Annotated in this window: 15 protein-coding genes, 1 tRNA gene and 1 pseudogene; 11 read left to right on the forward strand and 6 right to left on the reverse strand. The window is 68.9% G+C overall.

Annotation, left to right across the window (positions count from 1 at the left end; genetic code table 11):
- The first annotated feature begins 22 nt into the window (after nucleotides 1-22).
- The 5 genes from ACFU8Q_RS04740 (at nucleotide 23) to ACFU8Q_RS04760 (ending at nucleotide 3,539) form a co-directional block, all read left to right on the forward strand.
- Nucleotides 23-715 carry a haloacid dehalogenase-like hydrolase gene (locus ACFU8Q_RS04740; protein WP_384447746.1) on the forward strand — a complete coding sequence of 231 codons (693 nt, stop codon included), beginning with the start codon at nucleotides 23-25 and terminating at the stop codon, nucleotides 713-715.
- 108 nt (nucleotides 716-823) lie between these two features.
- Complete coding sequence (locus ACFU8Q_RS04745) at nucleotides 824-1,726, forward strand: radical SAM protein (protein ID WP_384447749.1); 903 nt, start codon at nucleotides 824-826, stop codon at nucleotides 1,724-1,726.
- Entirely contained in the window at nucleotides 1,719-2,360 is a 642-nt protein-coding gene (locus tag ACFU8Q_RS04750; protein ID WP_384447752.1) for a hypothetical protein, read from the forward strand. Before ACFU8Q_RS04745 ends, ACFU8Q_RS04750 begins: the two co-directional genes overlap by 8 nt.
- Nucleotides 2,278-2,955, forward strand: coding sequence for a class I SAM-dependent methyltransferase (locus ACFU8Q_RS04755; protein ID WP_384447754.1), 678 nt, complete (start codon nucleotides 2,278-2,280; stop codon nucleotides 2,953-2,955). Before ACFU8Q_RS04750 ends, ACFU8Q_RS04755 begins: the two co-directional genes overlap by 83 nt.
- Entirely contained in the window at nucleotides 2,952-3,539 is a 588-nt protein-coding gene (locus tag ACFU8Q_RS04760) for a CYTH domain-containing protein (RefSeq protein ID WP_353786714.1), read from the forward strand. Before ACFU8Q_RS04755 ends, ACFU8Q_RS04760 begins: the two co-directional genes overlap by 4 nt.
- Before the next feature lie 572 nt (nucleotides 3,540-4,111).
- On the opposite strand, the gene ACFU8Q_RS04765 is transcribed toward ACFU8Q_RS04760, so the two are convergent.
- The 3 genes and pseudogenes from ACFU8Q_RS04765 to ACFU8Q_RS04775 all read right to left on the reverse strand — a co-directional run bounded on the left by ACFU8Q_RS04765 (nucleotide 4,112) and on the right by ACFU8Q_RS04775 (nucleotide 7,447).
- A complete protein-coding gene (locus tag ACFU8Q_RS04765; RefSeq protein ID WP_384447756.1) occupies nucleotides 4,112-5,836 on the reverse strand; it encodes a relaxase/mobilization nuclease domain-containing protein in 1,725 nt (574 codons plus the stop codon).
- A gap of 4 nt (nucleotides 5,837-5,840) precedes the next feature.
- The gene (gene mobC, locus ACFU8Q_RS04770; protein WP_383759190.1) at nucleotides 5,841-6,392 is read right to left on the reverse strand and encodes a plasmid mobilization relaxosome protein MobC; all 552 of its coding nucleotides are present in this window, start codon (nucleotides 6,390-6,392) and stop codon (nucleotides 5,841-5,843) included.
- A 324-nt stretch (nucleotides 6,393-6,716) separates the two neighbouring features.
- Nucleotides 6,717-7,447: pseudogene (locus tag ACFU8Q_RS04775) on the reverse strand (DUF2637 domain-containing protein).
- Between ACFU8Q_RS04775 and ACFU8Q_RS04780 the strand changes: the two are divergent.
- Entirely contained in the window at nucleotides 7,379-7,531 is a 153-nt protein-coding gene (locus ACFU8Q_RS04780; RefSeq protein ID WP_384447780.1) for a hypothetical protein, read from the forward strand. The pseudogene ACFU8Q_RS04775 and the gene ACFU8Q_RS04780 overlap by 69 nt on opposite strands.
- A 459-nt stretch (nucleotides 7,532-7,990) precedes the next feature.
- On the opposite strand, the gene ACFU8Q_RS04785 is transcribed toward ACFU8Q_RS04780, so the two are convergent.
- Both ACFU8Q_RS04785 and ACFU8Q_RS04790 read right to left on the reverse strand, forming a co-directional pair.
- Nucleotides 7,991-9,295 carry a DUF3631 domain-containing protein gene (locus tag ACFU8Q_RS04785; protein ID WP_384447759.1) on the reverse strand — a complete coding sequence of 435 codons (1,305 nt, stop codon included), beginning with the start codon at nucleotides 9,293-9,295 and terminating at the stop codon, nucleotides 7,991-7,993.
- Nucleotides 9,296-9,528: 233 nt separating this feature from the next.
- Nucleotides 9,529-9,759: a hypothetical protein gene (locus ACFU8Q_RS04790; RefSeq protein WP_384447762.1), complete on the reverse strand. Its 231-nt coding sequence runs from the start codon at nucleotides 9,757-9,759 to the stop codon at nucleotides 9,529-9,531.
- A gap of 94 nt (nucleotides 9,760-9,853) precedes the next feature.
- On the opposite strand from ACFU8Q_RS04790, the gene ACFU8Q_RS04795 reads away from it, so the two are divergent.
- Both ACFU8Q_RS04795 and ACFU8Q_RS04800 read left to right on the forward strand, forming a co-directional pair.
- Complete coding sequence (locus tag ACFU8Q_RS04795; protein WP_384447765.1) at nucleotides 9,854-10,555, forward strand: transcriptional regulator; 702 nt, start codon at nucleotides 9,854-9,856, stop codon at nucleotides 10,553-10,555.
- Nucleotides 10,552-12,210 (forward strand): tyrosine-type recombinase/integrase, encoded by a 1,659-nt coding sequence (locus tag ACFU8Q_RS04800; protein ID WP_384447767.1) that lies wholly within the window; start codon nucleotides 10,552-10,554, stop codon nucleotides 12,208-12,210. Before ACFU8Q_RS04795 ends, ACFU8Q_RS04800 begins: the two co-directional genes overlap by 4 nt.
- Before the next feature lie 129 nt (nucleotides 12,211-12,339).
- On the opposite strand, the gene ACFU8Q_RS04805 is transcribed toward ACFU8Q_RS04800, so the two are convergent.
- Nucleotides 12,340-12,413: transfer RNA gene (locus ACFU8Q_RS04805), tRNA-Thr, on the reverse strand.
- A 179-nt stretch (nucleotides 12,414-12,592) separates the two neighbouring features.
- Here ACFU8Q_RS04805 and ACFU8Q_RS04810 point away from each other — a divergent pair.
- The 3 genes from ACFU8Q_RS04810 (at nucleotide 12,593) to ACFU8Q_RS04820 (ending at nucleotide 15,121) form a co-directional block, all read left to right on the forward strand.
- Nucleotides 12,593-13,729 (forward strand): ABC transporter ATP-binding protein, encoded by a 1,137-nt coding sequence (locus ACFU8Q_RS04810; protein ID WP_384447770.1) that lies wholly within the window; start codon nucleotides 12,593-12,595, stop codon nucleotides 13,727-13,729.
- Nucleotides 13,730-13,962: 233 nt separating this feature from the next.
- Nucleotides 13,963-14,376: a hypothetical protein gene (locus ACFU8Q_RS04815; RefSeq protein ID WP_384447772.1), complete on the forward strand. Its 414-nt coding sequence runs from the start codon at nucleotides 13,963-13,965 to the stop codon at nucleotides 14,374-14,376.
- Nucleotides 14,377-14,410: 34 nt separating this feature from the next.
- Complete coding sequence (locus ACFU8Q_RS04820; RefSeq protein WP_384447775.1) at nucleotides 14,411-15,121, forward strand: NDP-sugar synthase; 711 nt, start codon at nucleotides 14,411-14,413, stop codon at nucleotides 15,119-15,121.
- The last annotated feature ends 75 nt before the right edge of the window (nucleotides 15,122-15,196 follow it).

Consider the following 15,196-nt stretch of genomic DNA (forward strand, 5'->3'; position numbering starts at 1 on the left):
CCGCTGTATTTACGCTGGATGCATGGAGCTCATCGTCCTGTGGGACATCGACCACACCCTCATCGAGAACGCCGGGGTCAGCAAGGAGATCTACGCCGCCGCCTTCACAGCCCTGGCGGGAAGGGCGCCCGCGGGGCCGGCGCGAACGGAAGGGCGTACTGACCGGCTGATCATGCGCGACATGTTCCAGCGGAACGGCATGTCCGAGCCGAACTGGACCGCTGTCGAGAAGGCACTTGCCGACGCAGGGGAGGCACGTCTCCACGCCCTCAGCCTGCGAGGAACGGCCCTGCCCGGCGTGCGGGCAGTCCTGAAGGAGGTATCCGTGCGCAGTAGTTGGGTGTCGTCGGTACTCACCGGCAATATCGCGGACAACGCCCGCGTGAAGGTCGCCGCCTTCGGCCTTGATCCCCTCCTCGACCTGCCAGTTGGCGCCTACGGGGCCGATGCCCTTCAGCGCCCCGACCTGGTCGCTGTCGCCCGGGAGCGTGCCCAGCGGCTGCGGGGCGCCCCGGATGGCGTGCCCGTCGTACTGGTCGGAGACACCCCGAGGGACGTGGAGGCCGCACTCTCCACGGGCTCCGAGATCATCGCGGTCGCCTCCGGCGTCCACAGCACCGAAGAGCTGGCAGACGCCGGTGCCCGTACGGTCCTGCCCGATCTGACGGACACCGGCCATGTGCTCGGGATTCTGGAGGCGCTCTCCGCACGCTGAAAACGTCCCAGGACGTCCTCGGAGCGTCCCGATACGCGGTGACGAGGTCCGTACCTGTCCCGCCAATATCAGGTCTCCCACCAGGCAAGCGCCCCGAAGGAGACCCTCGTGATCAGCGAAGTCACCGGGATCCGCAGGATCCGGATGCTGTACCTGCAGTTGCTCTACCGCTGCAACTTCGAATGCCTGCACTGCTTCCACGGCCAACGGCTCCAGCACGCCGACGCCTTCACCACGGACGAGGCGGTCAACCTCCTCACGCTGATGCGCGACGAGTACGGCACCGCGGCCGTCACCCTGCTGGGCGGCGAGCCGTTCGTCTACCGAGACCTCGCCCAGGTCGTCCGGTACGCCAAGCGGGACCTGGGCATGCAGGTCGAGATCTGCACCAACGGCTACCGGATCGAGCGCCGGCTGACCGAGATCGCCCCCGACCTGGACCTGCTCCGGGTATCGCTGGAGGGCATCGGCACGACCAACGACAAGATCCGCAAGTTCGGGAGCTACCGGAGCGCCCTGAGCGCCCTCGAAATCGCCCAGCAACTCGGCGTCCGCGCCGGCGCGACCATGACGGTCACCTCACGCAACATCGACGAGGTCCTGCCGCTCGCCCGCACATTGCAGCACTACGGGGTGGAGCAGCTGAAACTCCACTGCCTCCGGCCGGTCGGCAACGCAGCCGATCACCCCGAGCTCCTCGTCAACGACGTCACGGCCTACACCCGTCTGCGGGAGTGCCTGGCCTCGGCTGAGTTGGACATCGAGGTGATCCTCGACGAGGACCTGTCCGAGCTCGGTGCGTCGGACGCCTGTCTCCCTGCCGGGGGCCCTGTGGAGATCGAGCGGATCGAGGCTGACCCGCGCGGCGCGCTCACCATGTCCTGCAAGGCTGTCGGTAAGGACTCGCACGCCTTCTGGTACGACAAGCTCGCCGACCATATCGACCACCGGCCTTCCGCCACCGACGAACTCACCCTCGCGGTACCGGACGTGGTGTACGGACGTGTCTGACCCGGCGTCGTTCGAGAGCGTTGAAGGTCTCCGCGGCACCGGCAAATCGACGCTCGCCCCCAGGCTCGCGGCCACCCGTGGCGCGGTGCTGGTCCCGACCGTGCCGCCCACCTATCAGGTACTGCGGCAGGAGGTCGACCGGCTGGGAAATGTGGAAGCCCGCATGTGCTTCTACCTCTCGGCCCTGTTCACCGCAGCCGATCAGATCCAGCGGTACCTGACCGTCGGCACCCCGGTCGTCGTCGAAAGCTACTTCGCACGCTGCCTGGCCAACCACCGCGCTTTCGGAGCCAACCTCTCCGTATCCCTGCCGTCCGGCCTCCCGCGTCCCGTCACTTACTACCTCGTCTGCGCGGAGGACGAGCGTCAGCGCCGACTCGCCAGACGCGAGAAGCCCGTCTCACGATGGGACGCCCTCGCCGAGATCACCGCAGACAAGATCACCGACGCCTACGCCTCGTTCCCGATGCACCGAGTGGACACCACCGGACACAACCCGGACGAGGTACTCCAAGCCGTCCTGAGCGCCAACTCGCAAGGAGAGCAAGCCAGTGCAGACACCCAGCATGTGGCGGCACACCCTCACCTTCTTCCCTCAGTTCCTCGCCGCGCTGAAGGAGCGTACGGAGCCTGACTCCACCGTGACGGTCATCGGCGCGAGCGACGGCAGACTCGTCGTTCCACTGGCGGCGGCCGGCTACCGCGTCATCGCCATCGAGCGCGACCCGCTCGCCCTCCACGGCGGCGAGGTCCAACTTCCGGGTGGCAAAACCGGTCACGCGATGGGCGTGATCGAGCGCCTGAAACAGGAAGGGCTTCACGACCGCGTCCGAGTCGTGGAGGAGGACTTCCTCGCCTCCGAGCCCGATGCTGCTCCCTGTGACGCTGTCTGGACGAGCTGCTCGTGGCATTACAGTGCCAACCACCACCGGCCGTTGGGCGAGTTCGTCGACCGCATGCAGCGCCTGGTCCGGCCCGGCGGTCTGTTCGGCGCGGAGTTCATGATGCCCATCACGCAACGCCACCACGTGCTGGAGCACTACACATCCCCCGAGAAGCTCCGGCGTTACTTCATCGGGGACTGGCACGTCCTGCTCACCCTCCGGACCAACGAGTTCACGGAGCAGGCGCACGTCGGACAGCTGCAGGACCACAACCACCGCATGGGCCTTCTCCTCGCCGCCCGTGCCTCCACCCCCTCCCAGAGCTACGGGAAGAAGGACCTATGAAGCACGAGTACGAAGCCAAGTTCCTCGCCGTCGACGTCGACGGCCTCCAGGCCAAACTGACGGCACTCGGAGCCGTCCAGGCGTTTCCGCGCACCCTCCTCACCCGGAAGATCTTCGAGAACGACGCCCTCGAAGGCGGTGCCTGGGTCCGCCTGAGGGACGAGGCCACCCGCTCCACGCTCACGCTGAAGCAGGTCACCGACTCCACGACGATCGACGGCACCACCGAGATCGAGACCGAGGTGTCGGACCTGCACGCCATGGCCGAGATCCTCCGCAACGTCGGCCTGCGCGAGGTGCGCTACCAGGAGAACTACCGGGAGGAGTGGCGCCTGGGCGAAGTCGCCTTCGACTTCGACACCTGGCCGGACCTCCCCACTTTCGTCGAGATCGAGGGACCCGACGAGGCATCGGTCCGCCAGGCAGCCGCCCTGCTCGACCTCGACTACACCGAGGCACGGTTCGGCAGCGTCGACGAGATCTACAAGAGCGAGGCCGGCAGGGACATTTTGGCCGAGCCCACGCTCCTCTTCGCCGACGCCGACAAGCAGGCTTCGGCCAGGGCAGCTGTCCCGAGCGAGTGATCTTGGGGACCGAGCTGTGTCTATAGAACTGGCCGTGACACCTCGGGTCATCCCCGGCATCGCCGAGTTCGCCCGCGGCGGCCTGCCCGCCGTGGCAGACACTGACGACGGCAATACATGGACTGACGGCGTCTGCTGGCTCTACTGCGGCCAGCGATGGACCCGTGTTCTATGGATCGGCCCCGTGAGTGTGGCGGGTGCCCAGGCGGCGATGTTCGCCTGCGGCCCGTGCATCCGCGCCTTGCAGGAGCAGGTCTGGCAGTCTCTTCTCCTTCACGATGAACCGACTCGCCGGGCGCCTGTTAGCAAGGCTTCTACGAGCGAGCAGCCTGAGGGACGCCGCGTTGGAAGGCATCGCGCGCGGGGCAGCATGTTCCGGCGGGAGTGAGGCCGAGAACGGACAGTGGGCGTATCAACGGTTGGGCCGGTCACCATGCGTGGTGCCCGGCCCAGCCATTGGTGCGCAGGCGCCCCTCCGACGCGGATCCACGCTTCCGGGGCTCACGGGCGTCCTGAGGAGACCCTCGCCGACGCTGCTGGCGGGTCTCTGGGGATCTGGCACTCCTACCGGGTCAGCGTCGGTGGCGGCTCGGCTGGCTCGTGGGCGCTGCGGTTGTCCTCGGCTGGGCGGCGGGGGAAGGGGCGCCCAAGGCCGATGCACTGATGCTTCGCAGCCGGGCTGCCTCGGCACGCCGATTGGACGCGGGGTTGCGGCTGGTGTGCTGGATGCGGGTGATCAGGACGCGGGCCGGTTGGCGGGCTGTGCTGAGCTCTCGGCGGGCGGCCGCTTCCTTGAGGAGCTGGTGAGGTTTGTGACCGCTGGCTTCGGCGTCGGCGAGGACGGTGGCGAGCCCGGGCCAGCCCGGGTCGGCGAGGATCCGCTCGGCATGTTCGGGGACGGCTGCGCGTACGTCGTCGGCAAGAGTGCGGCGGGTCCCTTCACCAGGGCGCCGGGCTTCAAGTTCGGTGAGCGTCGGAGCGAGCGCGGCGTCGGCTGCCGACTGGAGGTGCTGGACGGCTTGGCGGGCAGCGTCGGCCTGGTGGGCGTGGCCCTTGGCCTCGTGCCAGCGTGCAGCGAGGATGGCGGCCCAGAGAAGTGCGGCGGTCAGGGCTGCGAGGGCGCTGCCGTCGGGGCCGGAGGCGGTGTGTGCGATGTCTCGGGCCGCGGTCCGCAGGGCGTGGGCGGCACGGCCCTCGGCCCGGACCCGCGACCGCTGTGCCCGGGAGAATGCCGCACTGGCTGAGCGCAGTTGAGCGCGATGGTCGGCGGGCGCTGCTTGGGCGGTGGCTTCGATCAGTTCGCCCAGAGCGCTGATGTTCGCCTGTGTCCGTGCGTCCTCGTCGGCGCTCGTGGTGGTGGTCTCTGGGCGGAGGGTGTCGAGGGCTTCGGTGGCCTGATGCCAGGGAGTGGTGGGTCGGTCGCGGCGGGCTGTGGGGTGTTCCTCGGGCGCGCCGTTCTCAAGGCGGGCCTTGAGTTTGGGCAGGGTGAGGTCGGGGGCGATCTTCCCGCCGGGGTGGTAGATCTGCTCGCCGTCCTTGTTCAGGTCGCCGGGCCGGCCGACGGCGTAGCCGAGGAGGTCTCCGGAGGGACCGCGGCGGGGCTTGACCAGGATGTCGTCGGCTTCGAGGTAGGCAAGGAGTTCCTCGGCACTGGTGGCGTGCGGAATAGCGGCGCGGATACGGTCCTGGAGCCACTGGCGGCTGGTCTGCTCCCAGCCGAGGCGCTCGGACTTGTGCATCTCGGCCTGGGTGGGGCGACGCTCGGCGGTGCGGTCGCCCTTCCGTAGGCGGCGCAGCCCGTAGTCCTTCTCTATCTGACGGCACTCGTCGCCGACGCGGATGCCGCTGTCGTGGAGTTTGGGGCGGCGGCCGTCTTCGCGGACGGTGGTGGCGAGGATGTGGATGTGGTCGTCGGCGTGGCGTACGGCGATCCAGCGGCAGGCCAGGTCGTCGCCGTCAGGGGAGATGCCTGCGGCCTGGACGATGCGCTGGGCGATCTCGCCCCACTCGGTGTCGGAGAGATGGCGGTCTTCGGGAGCAGCGCGGACGGGGCAGTGCCAGACGTGGTCGGTGACGGGCTTGCCGAACTCGCTGTTCCGAAGGTGAACGGGCTCGTCGAGGTGGTGGCCGAGTTCGGTCAGGGTGGCGTTCTCGTCGCGTCCAGGGTCGGGCATGCCGAGCATGGCGAAGCCGGTCACTAGGTGTGGGTCGAGGTGTTCGTCGTATCGGCCGGGGCCGTAGAGGTAGGCGAGCAGACCGCGGGTGTTGGATCCTGCCGGTTTGATGGCGGCGATCATCCGGTCAGACCTCCGTCGGGTCAGTGGGCCGGCGTACGGCTTCGGCGATCAGGGTGAGCAGGTGGTGGAGTTCGTCAAGGCGCTGGCGGATGTCGGGCGGGGTGTAGTCGCTGTTGAGTGCGCGGGCGATCTGGTTGACGTTGACGCCGGTGCGGTTGAGGGCGCGCAGGACCTGGGCGCGGAACATGTGGGTGCGGCGGCGGTCCTCGGACAAAGGCAGGTTCGCGGTGAAGCGGCCGTCGATGAAGGCCAGGACGATGTCGGCGGCGAAGCCGGATTCGCCCTTGTACCCGTGCTCGGCGGCGGCCTCCTGGAGGGCGGCGTGCTCGTCGGCGGTGAAGCGCAGCGGGCCGACGCGGACGGTTCGCTTGGTGCCGGTGAAGCGGCGGATCGCCGGCTGGATGCTCTGCACGCCTCGCTCGCCGGCCGTCGGCTCGGCGGTGGGCGTGGGGTGGAGGATCTGCTGCTGGACGGTACGGAGCTCGTCCTGGTCGGGGCCGCCCTCGGCCCCGGCCTCCCGGTTCGGCGCCCCCTGGCGCTGGGCCGTCTCCGCCACCCCTGGGGCGGAGACCCCCGAAGACCGGCCATGAGTCGGACTCGGGGTACTACTGGCTCCGCCAGGAGCCGTCCGTCCGAACGCCCGCCGCAGACGTGCGAGCAGCGTAGGGGACTGCGGTGACGCAGACGACTCAGCGTGGGTGTCGTCGGGCAGGTGCTGGTTGTGCGTCAAGGAAGCTGCTCCAGGTGCGGCTGGGCGAGCGGGGGCGGGGATGTCTGCGCGGCACGGCCATCGCGTTGTCCACAGGTGTGGAAATCTGCGGGCCGGTTGGCCGATGCTCGGGTGACCTGATGGGTTCCGGTCACCCGAGCAGGCCCGGCGTCAGCGCCTGGATACCTCGATACCGACGGCTTCGAGTTCCGGCCGAAGCAGCTCCATCACCTCGGTCTGCCGGTCACTGCCGATCGCCAGGTCTCGGTCCTTCACAGCCGCTCGGAGCAGGCCGCGCGTGAGTTTGCCGTGCTGATGACCGGTCGCCCGGCCGATATCCGTTAGCTCCGCGATGGTCGCCTTCGGCGGCCGGCCACCGCTCGGTTTGCTGTCCGATGTCTGGGACGCAGGTTCCGTCCGCTCGTTACTCGGGGCTTGCGCATCGTCGGGAGCGGAATCCGGCCGATGGCTGTGGCTGACGTCGCCGCCCGACCGTTCCTGCGCCTGTACGGAACCGATGTCCGGAGCGTCGTCGGACGGTGCGACGAGTTGGTGGATCTGTCGCATCAGGACGCCGAAGGCGACCATCGCGGCGGCCGGAGGAACGGCTGCGACTACATAGTCGAGGAACGGTACGGCGCCCGCGTGTCCGGTACCGCTGACCCCGGCGACGTTCAACGCGATGGAGCCGACCGATCCGGCAGCGGTCACGGCGATCGCCCAGGGGTCGGTGACGCGGCGCAGTGCCGCGCGCAGCATGAGCAGTTCGCCCGCGACGATGAACGCGTCCAGGGTGGCGGGCCAGGCCCACCGGTGGGAGATGCGCCGAGCCCGTGCTGGCCGGCGACGTCGGCGAGGTGCGCGTAGGAGAGCCAGAACGCTCCGACTGTCAGGGCGACGATGACGATGCCGGCCGCGCCGAGCACGAGCTGTTCGGCGTCAGCACGCTTCTTCGGCTGCCCTTGGGTGCGGGCGTCGCCTCGTGACTGAGGTGATGGCGTGGTGAGGTGCGGGGCGGTCAAGCGGGAAGCTCCTGGGGGTAGTGGTGTGGGGCGTCTTTGCCGTCTCGGCCGTTGCACGTGCAGGTCAGCGCGGGACGGCAGCGCTCCGGACGTGCCGTCTCGGCAGGCAGCGCCAGCGTCTTGTCCCGACTCGGGACAGGGAAGTGGCGGCTTCCGATCCGGGCTCTACCCGGGGGCGGCTCGCGCCTGCCGGGACGGCTGCGTTGCGGCAGCCGTCCCGGCGAGCAGGACTGCGACCAGCGGCGATACGGCAAGGACGCCAGGGCCGGGGCAAGACGGATCAGGGCGGTGTCCCCTGGCGGGCTGCCAGCACGGGGACGCCTGCGTTGCCGTCTTGACCTCGGCTGCCGTCTTGCCGGTGTGTGCCCTGACCTGCGAGATCACGGCAGGGACGGCAAGTACGGCAACCAGGGAGGGTGGGGTTCAGCCTGCGCCGCGAGGGGCGTCGACCGGGTGGACGGTGGGGCAGTACCGCCGCCAGGCTTCGAGGAACTTGTTGCGCGTATAGCCCTTGCGCTGCGACCGGTCGGCCATGCGCACGTTGCCTGGCCGGATGTCGTAGTCGCGCAACATCCCGCTGAGTTCCCGGGAAGTCAGGCCGTAGCGCCCCCGCTCGCCCCACGGGGCTTCGGCATCCGCGTTCAGGTAGTGCAGCAGATCCTCGGTGGAGAGGCTGTCCGCCTCCCTCTGGGCGAAGAAGACCCGCCGGATATCGGCGAGGATGCGCGCCCCACTGGGGTGGTCCTCCTCGGCCGCCACTTCGGCGGCGACCATCCGTGCGCACGCCATCCGCGCCAGCCGGGGCCAGCGACCGCCCGCCAGATCGGCGACAGTTATCAGAGGCTCCCACGTATCGGCAGCACGGTCCTCGACCGGCATGCCCGGCTCCAGGTTCGCGGCATCCTCCAGCAGCGGGCGGGCCCAGCTGCGGATGCGGTCGCGCAGCTCGTGCAGGGCCGGGATGTCGCGCCGTGAGCGGAAGGGTTTGACCTTCTCGCCCTCAGCCCTCCGGCGCATGCGGATGACGACCGACCGGTCCATGACCGTGTCCGGGAGGTCCCCGATGCCCGCGATAGCCGCCATGGCGAAGGTGGCGAACTTGTGCGGGGTGTGGTCGTTGCCGACGACCCGGGTGACGTACCGGCCACGCTGATGACCTGCGTTGAGAAGGCCGCGTGTCTCCTCGTTCTTCTCCGCGACCTTGGGGCCGAAGATGGTGTCGGCCTCGTCCACCAGCAGCGTCGGCGGCTCTTCCTCGTTGATCGAGCGGAAGATGGCCGCTGGTGTGGTGTTGATGGTGAGCATCGGCTCGTAGACCGTCTCGGTCAGCACGTCCAGCAGCCGCGACTTGCCGCAGCGCTTCGCCGGCCCCACCACCGCCAGCCGTGGCGCGTGCTGCCACGCAGGCTGGAGATGCGTTGCCACCACCCACAGGGTGATCGCGTCCAGCGCCTCGGATGAGGGAGGGATCACGAACTGGGCTATCTGGGAACGCAGTTCGTCCAGCAGCTTCGAGCCCGGTGTCGGTTCCGCGTCGGGGATGGCCTCCAGCCCGCTCGCCGGGTCCGCCTCGCTGGCACTGCCGTCGGCCGTACCGTCGATCAGGTCCGCCGTGGCACCGTCCGCCTGAGTGGGGTGCAAGTGGGCGCCGGGCTGGCCAGGGATGGCCGTGGCGGGCCAGGCTGCTCGCACGGGGACGGAATAGGGCTTGGGGTTCTCGGGTTGCACCTGGCGGCTCCTCGTCTGGCGGTGTCGGGCTTGCACGCCCCTGCCGCCGGGTCGGTTCTCATGGGATTGGTGGGGAGTCCTGGGGCCTCCGGCGTTGCACCGCCGGAGGCTCTCCCTCTTCTCGTGGGCTTGTCGGCACCGCGAGCGACCACGGACAGTACGTCCACGCCGCGCCACAGTCCAGCGTTTCTGTGTCAGCTCAGCGCAGAAGCGCCTGCTATGCATCACACACTTCACGCCGCCAGCCCCAGCAGGGCCAACAGGTCTGCGGTCACCACCCGGTAGGCGTTGCCGAGCCTGAGCACCTTGCAGGGGTACTGGCCACGCTTGGCGAGCTCGTACCCCTTGCTCCGCCCAAGCCCCAACGCCCGGTTGCCTGTCTCCAGGTCAACGGCCGCAGGAAGCTCCAGAAGCTCCTCACGACTCATCCCCTTCGCTCGGCTGGCCTCTTCGTTCTCGCGCATGCGCGCTCCATCCATGACTGAGCCCACGGCGAACGCGACCGTCGCGCCCGTCTCCAGGTCTTGGAATCAACGCTAAGCGAGCTAATGTGTCCACATGACACAACGCCGTAGCGAGCATGGATCAAAGAAGGCCGACGACGAGGACGACGTCCTTGAGTGGGTGGACCAGGTCATGGCCACCGTGGCTGCCGAGGTCCGCAGACGACGGAGGGAACTGGGTTGGAGCGCACAGGACTTGGCCGACAAGTGCGAGGAGATGGGTCACCCGATCCCCCGCAACGTCATCGCCAACATGGAGTCCAGGCGCCGCTCCAACCTGCCCCTGGTCGACGTCATGGTCCTGGCCCAGGCGCTGAACACCCCTCCTATCTGCCTTATCTATCCCGTCGGCTACGTCGACGACGTGCAGCGGCTCCCGCTCCAGGACTCCGCCTCCCCCCTGAACGCCCTGCGCTGGTTCACCGGGGAGGAGACCGAACTCGGCGCGAACGACGACATGCTCCGTTACTTCCGGGCCCACCACGCTGCCCAGGAGCGGCTGCAAAACGCGCGACGCGATGAGGAGTACGCCCGCTACCTCGCCCAGACCGCCCCGAACGCCGACCGGAAGGCCGAGGCCCTCCGCTCCCAGGCGCGTGCCGCCGAGGCAGCCGATGGCGCCGCAAGCCGCCTTCGCAGAGTTCGCGCCTTCATCGAGGAAGAGGGCGTCACACCCCCGTTCCTGTGGCCAGACGTGGCCGCCGCAATCGACTCATCCGGGAGCGATCCCGATACCACCGAGGAGAACGATCTTTGAAGGGCTCCACCTATCGCCGCTGCTCCTGCCGCGACCCCAAGACCGGCAAGGAACTCGGCAGCTCCTGCCCCAAGCGCAACAGCAGGAACCACTGCACCTACTCCATACGCCAGGAGCTGCCATCCCGCGAGGACGGCAGCCGGCGCTCCTTCGCTCGGGGCGGGTACAGCAGCCTCAAGGCGGCCCAGGCCGACCTCGACCACGTACGCGCCCTCCTGGGGCTGGCCGAGTCGGACGACCCCGAGGGCACCGACCTCATCGCCGAGATGCTGGCCGAGGTCAGCCGCGAACGGTCGCCTCTGCCCGAGGTCGAGGAGACGAGGCGGCGGCTCAACGCCGGCCAGGACCTCATCGGCAGCCTGACCGTCGCCGAGTGGCTCGACCGGTGGCTGGCCGGCAAGCGCATACGCAAGTCCGGCCTCAACCGCTACGAGACCGACATCCGCATGCACCTGAAGCCGCGCATCGGCAACCGACGCCTTGACCGGCTGCGCGTCAGCCACCTCAGCGAGATGTTCACCGACATCCGCGACGCCAACGCCCAGATCCTGGAGGACAACGCCCAGCGCCGAGCCGCGCTCGACGAGATGGCGACCGTGCCGTGGAAGGGCGCGGAGAACAGAGCCCGACGCAAGGCGATGAAGGTCGCCATCGACGAGATGCCGCCCTTCCGCCGCATCACCGGGCCTGCCACGCGCCAGCACGTAAAGGCCACCCTCCGGGCATCGCTGAACGACGCGATCGGGCAGCAGATCATCACCTTCAACCCCGCCGCCCACGTCGAGATCGACCCCGTACGCAAGCCGAAGGCACTCGTGTGGACCGACGAACGGGTCACCAAGTGGGAGCAGACGGGCGAGAAGCCGTCGCCCGTCATGGTCTGGACACCCCAGCAGACCGGCGCCTTCCTCGACTTCGTCGCCGAGGACCGGCTGTACGCGATGTGGCACCTCATCGCCTTCCGCGGCCTGCGCCGGGGCGAGGCATGCGGCCAGCCCTGGTCGGAGACGAACCTCGACACCCACTCCCTCACCGTCTCCTCGCAACTCGTCCAGGACGGCTGGGAAATCGAGGCGTCTGATCCCAAGACCGACAGCGGTTACCGCGTGGTCGCACTCGACGACGACACCGTCGACGTCCTGAAGCGCTACCGCGAACGGCAGGGCCAAGACCGCGAGAAGTGGGGCACGGCCTGGGTCGAGACCGGCCACGTCTTCACCCAGGAAGACGGCTCCTGGCTCCACCCGGGCAAGGTCACCGACCTCTTCGAGCGCCTCGTCGCCGCTTCCGGCCTCCCGCCGATCCGACTGCACGACCTCCGACACGGCGCGGCAACCCTCATGCTCGCCGCCGGCATCGACATCAAGATCGTGTCGGACACCCTCGGCCACAGCGACACCCGGATCACACGGGACATCCACCAGAGCGTCCTGCCCCACGTCGGCAGGAGCGCCGCCGAGGCCACCGCGAAGCTCGTCCCCCTCCAGCGCAAGGCCGAGGCCGAGAAGGCGGCACTCAAGGCCGCGAAGAAGGAGAAGGCCAAGAAGGCTGCGGCCAAGAGCGCCGGCAGGGCCAAGGGCGGCAAGCCGAGCAACAAGGCGAAAGCCCAGGCCAAGGACGCCGTGAAGGCCAAGCGCCGGAAGCCCAGGAAGTAGGGGTCCCTGAGCGGCTCCGCTCACGCACCGTTCACGCAGGCCCTCCCTCCGCGCCCCGGCCGTCCGGCACACCAGCCACGGAACAGCAGAAACCCCAGGTCACGGGCTATGTGACCTGGGGTTTCTCCGAGCCCCCTGTCGGATTCGAACCGACGACCTACGCATTACAAGTGCGTTGCTCTGGCCAGCTGAGCTAAGGAGGCGTGCCGGAGCAGTGTAACCAACACCGCTCCCTGTGCGGTCCCCAAATTTCGCGTCCCTCGAACTACTGACAGATTTCACATGGCCAGGTAGCGTCGCTGAGGATTCACCCAAGTGGACCAGACCACTCCCTTACTCGGATCGTCCGGCACGTTCCTGCCGGTGGAGGAGAAGATTCAGCATGGCCAGTGTCACGTTCGACAAGGCGTCCCGTGTCTACCCCGGCTCCACGAAGCCGGCCGTGGACCAGCTCGAGATCGACATCGCGGACGGTGAGTTCCTCGTCCTGGTCGGTCCTTCCGGTTGTGGCAAGTCGACCTCCCTGCGCATGCTCGCGGGTCTCGAGGACGTCAACGGCGGCGCGATCCGCATCGGTGACCGCGACGTCACGCACCTGCCCCCGAAGGACCGGGACATCGCCATGGTGTTCCAGAACTACGCGCTCTACCCGCACATGACCGTCGCGGACAACATGGGCTTCGCGCTCAAGATCGCCGGTGTGAACAAGACGGAGATCCGGGCGAAGGTCGAAGAGGCCGCCAAGATGCTGGACCTCACCGAGTACCTGGACCGCAAGCCGAAGGCGCTCTCCGGTGGTCAGCGTCAGCGTGTCGCGATGGGCCGTGCCATCGTGCGTGAGCCGCAGGTCTTCCTCATGGACGAGCCGCTGTCGAACCTCGACGCCAAGCTCCGTGTCTCCACCCGTACGCAGATCGCCTCGCTCCAGCGCCGTCTGGGCATCACGACCGTGTACGTCACGCACGACCAGGTCGAGGCCCTGACCATGGGTGACCGCGTCGCGGTCCTCAAGGACGGTCTGCTCCAGCAGGTCGACTCGCCGCGCAACATGTACGACAAGCCGGCGAACCTCTTCGTGGCCGGCTTCATCGGTTCTCCGGCCATGAACCTGGTCGAGGTCCCGATCACCGACGGTGGCGTGAAGTTCGGCAACAGTGTCGTCCCGGTCTCCCGCGAGGCGCTCTCCGCCGCCGCGGAGAAGGGCGACACGACTGTCACGGTCGGCATCCGCCCCGAGCACTTCGACATCGTCGAGCACGGCGGCGCCGCCGCGAAGTCCCTCTCGAAGGACAGCGCCGACGCCCCGGCCGGTCTGGCCGTCTCGGTCAACGTCGTCGAGGAGCTCGGCGCCGACGGTTTCGTCTACGGCTCCGCGCGGGTCGGCGGCGAGGACAAGGACCTGGTCGTCCGCGTCGGCGGCCGCGCCGTTCCGGAGAAGGGCACCGAGCTGCACGTCGTGCCGCGCCCCGACGAGCTGCACGTCTTCTCCACCTCGACGGGCGCCCGTCTCACCGACTGACGTCCCGCACCACGCAAACACGCGCACCCCAGCGGCCCCGCACGTTCTCCGTGCGGGGCCGTTCGCGCGCCGCACGGCGTGTCCGGGTTTGAATCCGTACGGCGCCGGATTCCCCGGCACACCGGGCATTTCATCGTGGTCCGTCAACACGCGATTCGAAAAGCGCCCTCGAACCATCCCCCTCAAGGGTGACGAAATGTCGCCACATCATCACTGCCCGCTACGCTCGCTGCGTGACCCACACCGCTCGCCGCATCGGCCGATCCCTCGCTTTCGTACTGCCCGTCGTGATGGTCCTCTCCGGGACCCTCGCCGTCACCAGCGTGCCGTGGGCAGCGCACAACTCCGAGTCCCGGGTCCTGGCCGCGTCGGCTCAGGACGTATCGAAGCGCGCCGGCAAGCGCACCCCGCAGGACGTCCTGCGGGACCGGCTGCTGCTGGAGCTCCGGGCGAAGGACCCGGGTGTCGCGCTGACGGACCTGCAGCGTTCCGTCGAGGCCCGTCCCTCGCTCGCCCGGCACTGCATGTCGATCGCGAGGGCGCTGGGCCGTGCGGCGGTCGAGCAGTACGGTCCGACGCGCGCCCACCGGTTCTCGCGTCCCGTCTGCGACACGTCGTTCGCCTCGGGCGTCGCCCAGTTCAGCTGACCGGCCGGTCCGGGCACGGCATATCGTGCCTGGCATGCATACGTATCCGACGCAGGCCGTGGTCCTGGCAGGTGGCCAGGGGTCGCGGCTGCGCCCATACACCGACGACCGCCCCAAGCCGATGGTCGAGATCCCGGGCACCGGGACTCCGATCATCGGCCATCAGCTTTCGTGGCTGGCCGCCGAGGGCGTGACCGACGCCGTGGTGTCGTGCGGTCATCTGGCCGAGGTGCTGCAGGAGTGGCTGGCCTCGGCGGTGCTGCCGCTGCGCGTGACGACCGTCGTGGAGTCCGAGCCCCTGGGCCGTGGTGGCGGGCTGAAGTACGCCGCCGCCCGGCTGCCCGATCCGGGCCAGCCCTGGTACGCCACCAACGGCGACATCTGGACGCGCTTCTCGCTGCGCGAGATGGCCGCGTTCCACGCCGAGCGGGATGCCACCGCCACCCTGGCCCTGGCCCGTCCCCGGATCCCGTGGGGTGCCGTGGAGACGGACGCGTTCGGGCACATCACCGACTTCATCGAGTCGCCGCCGTCCCCGTATCTGATCAACGCCGGTGTGTACGTCTTCTCACCGACGTTCACGACGCTGCTGCCGGACCGGGGCGACCACGAGCGGACGACGTTCCCACGGCTGGCTCGCGAGCGCAGGCTGGCCGGGTACCCGTTGCCGCACGGGGCGTACTGGCGGGCCATCGACACGGCGAAGGACCTGACCGAGGCCGCCAAGGAGCTCGACGGGCATTAGCGGTAGCAGTAGCGACAGCCCCGGCGGACGACGAAGACGAAGGGGCGGTCACCGGACACATATCCGGTGACCGCC

The organism is Streptomyces sp. NPDC057543 (assembly GCF_042801895.1).
GTDB lineage: Bacteria > Actinomycetota > Actinomycetes > Streptomycetales > Streptomycetaceae > Streptomyces.

Excerpts from the sequence above, each read along its gene's own strand:
- ACFU8Q_RS04740 (WP_384447746.1), top strand. The coding sequence starts at position 23 with ATGGAGCTCATCGTCCTGTGGGACATCGACCACACCCTCATCGAGAAC.
- ACFU8Q_RS04810 (WP_384447770.1), top strand. The coding sequence starts at position 12,593 with ATGGCCAGTGTCACGTTCGACAAGGCGTCCCGTGTCTACCCCGGCTCC.
- ACFU8Q_RS04795 (WP_384447765.1), top strand. The coding sequence starts at position 9,854 with ATGACACAACGCCGTAGCGAGCATGGATCAAAGAAGGCCGACGACGAG.
- ACFU8Q_RS04765 (WP_384447756.1), bottom strand. The coding sequence starts at position 5,836 with ATGATCGCCGCCATCAAACCGGCAGGATCCAACACCCGCGGTCTGCTC.
- ACFU8Q_RS04760 (WP_353786714.1), top strand. The coding sequence starts at position 2,952 with ATGAAGCACGAGTACGAAGCCAAGTTCCTCGCCGTCGACGTCGACGGC.
- ACFU8Q_RS04790 (WP_384447762.1), bottom strand. The coding sequence starts at position 9,759 with ATGCGCGAGAACGAAGAGGCCAGCCGAGCGAAGGGGATGAGTCGTGAG.
- ACFU8Q_RS04820 (WP_384447775.1), top strand. The coding sequence starts at position 14,411 with ATGCATACGTATCCGACGCAGGCCGTGGTCCTGGCAGGTGGCCAGGGG.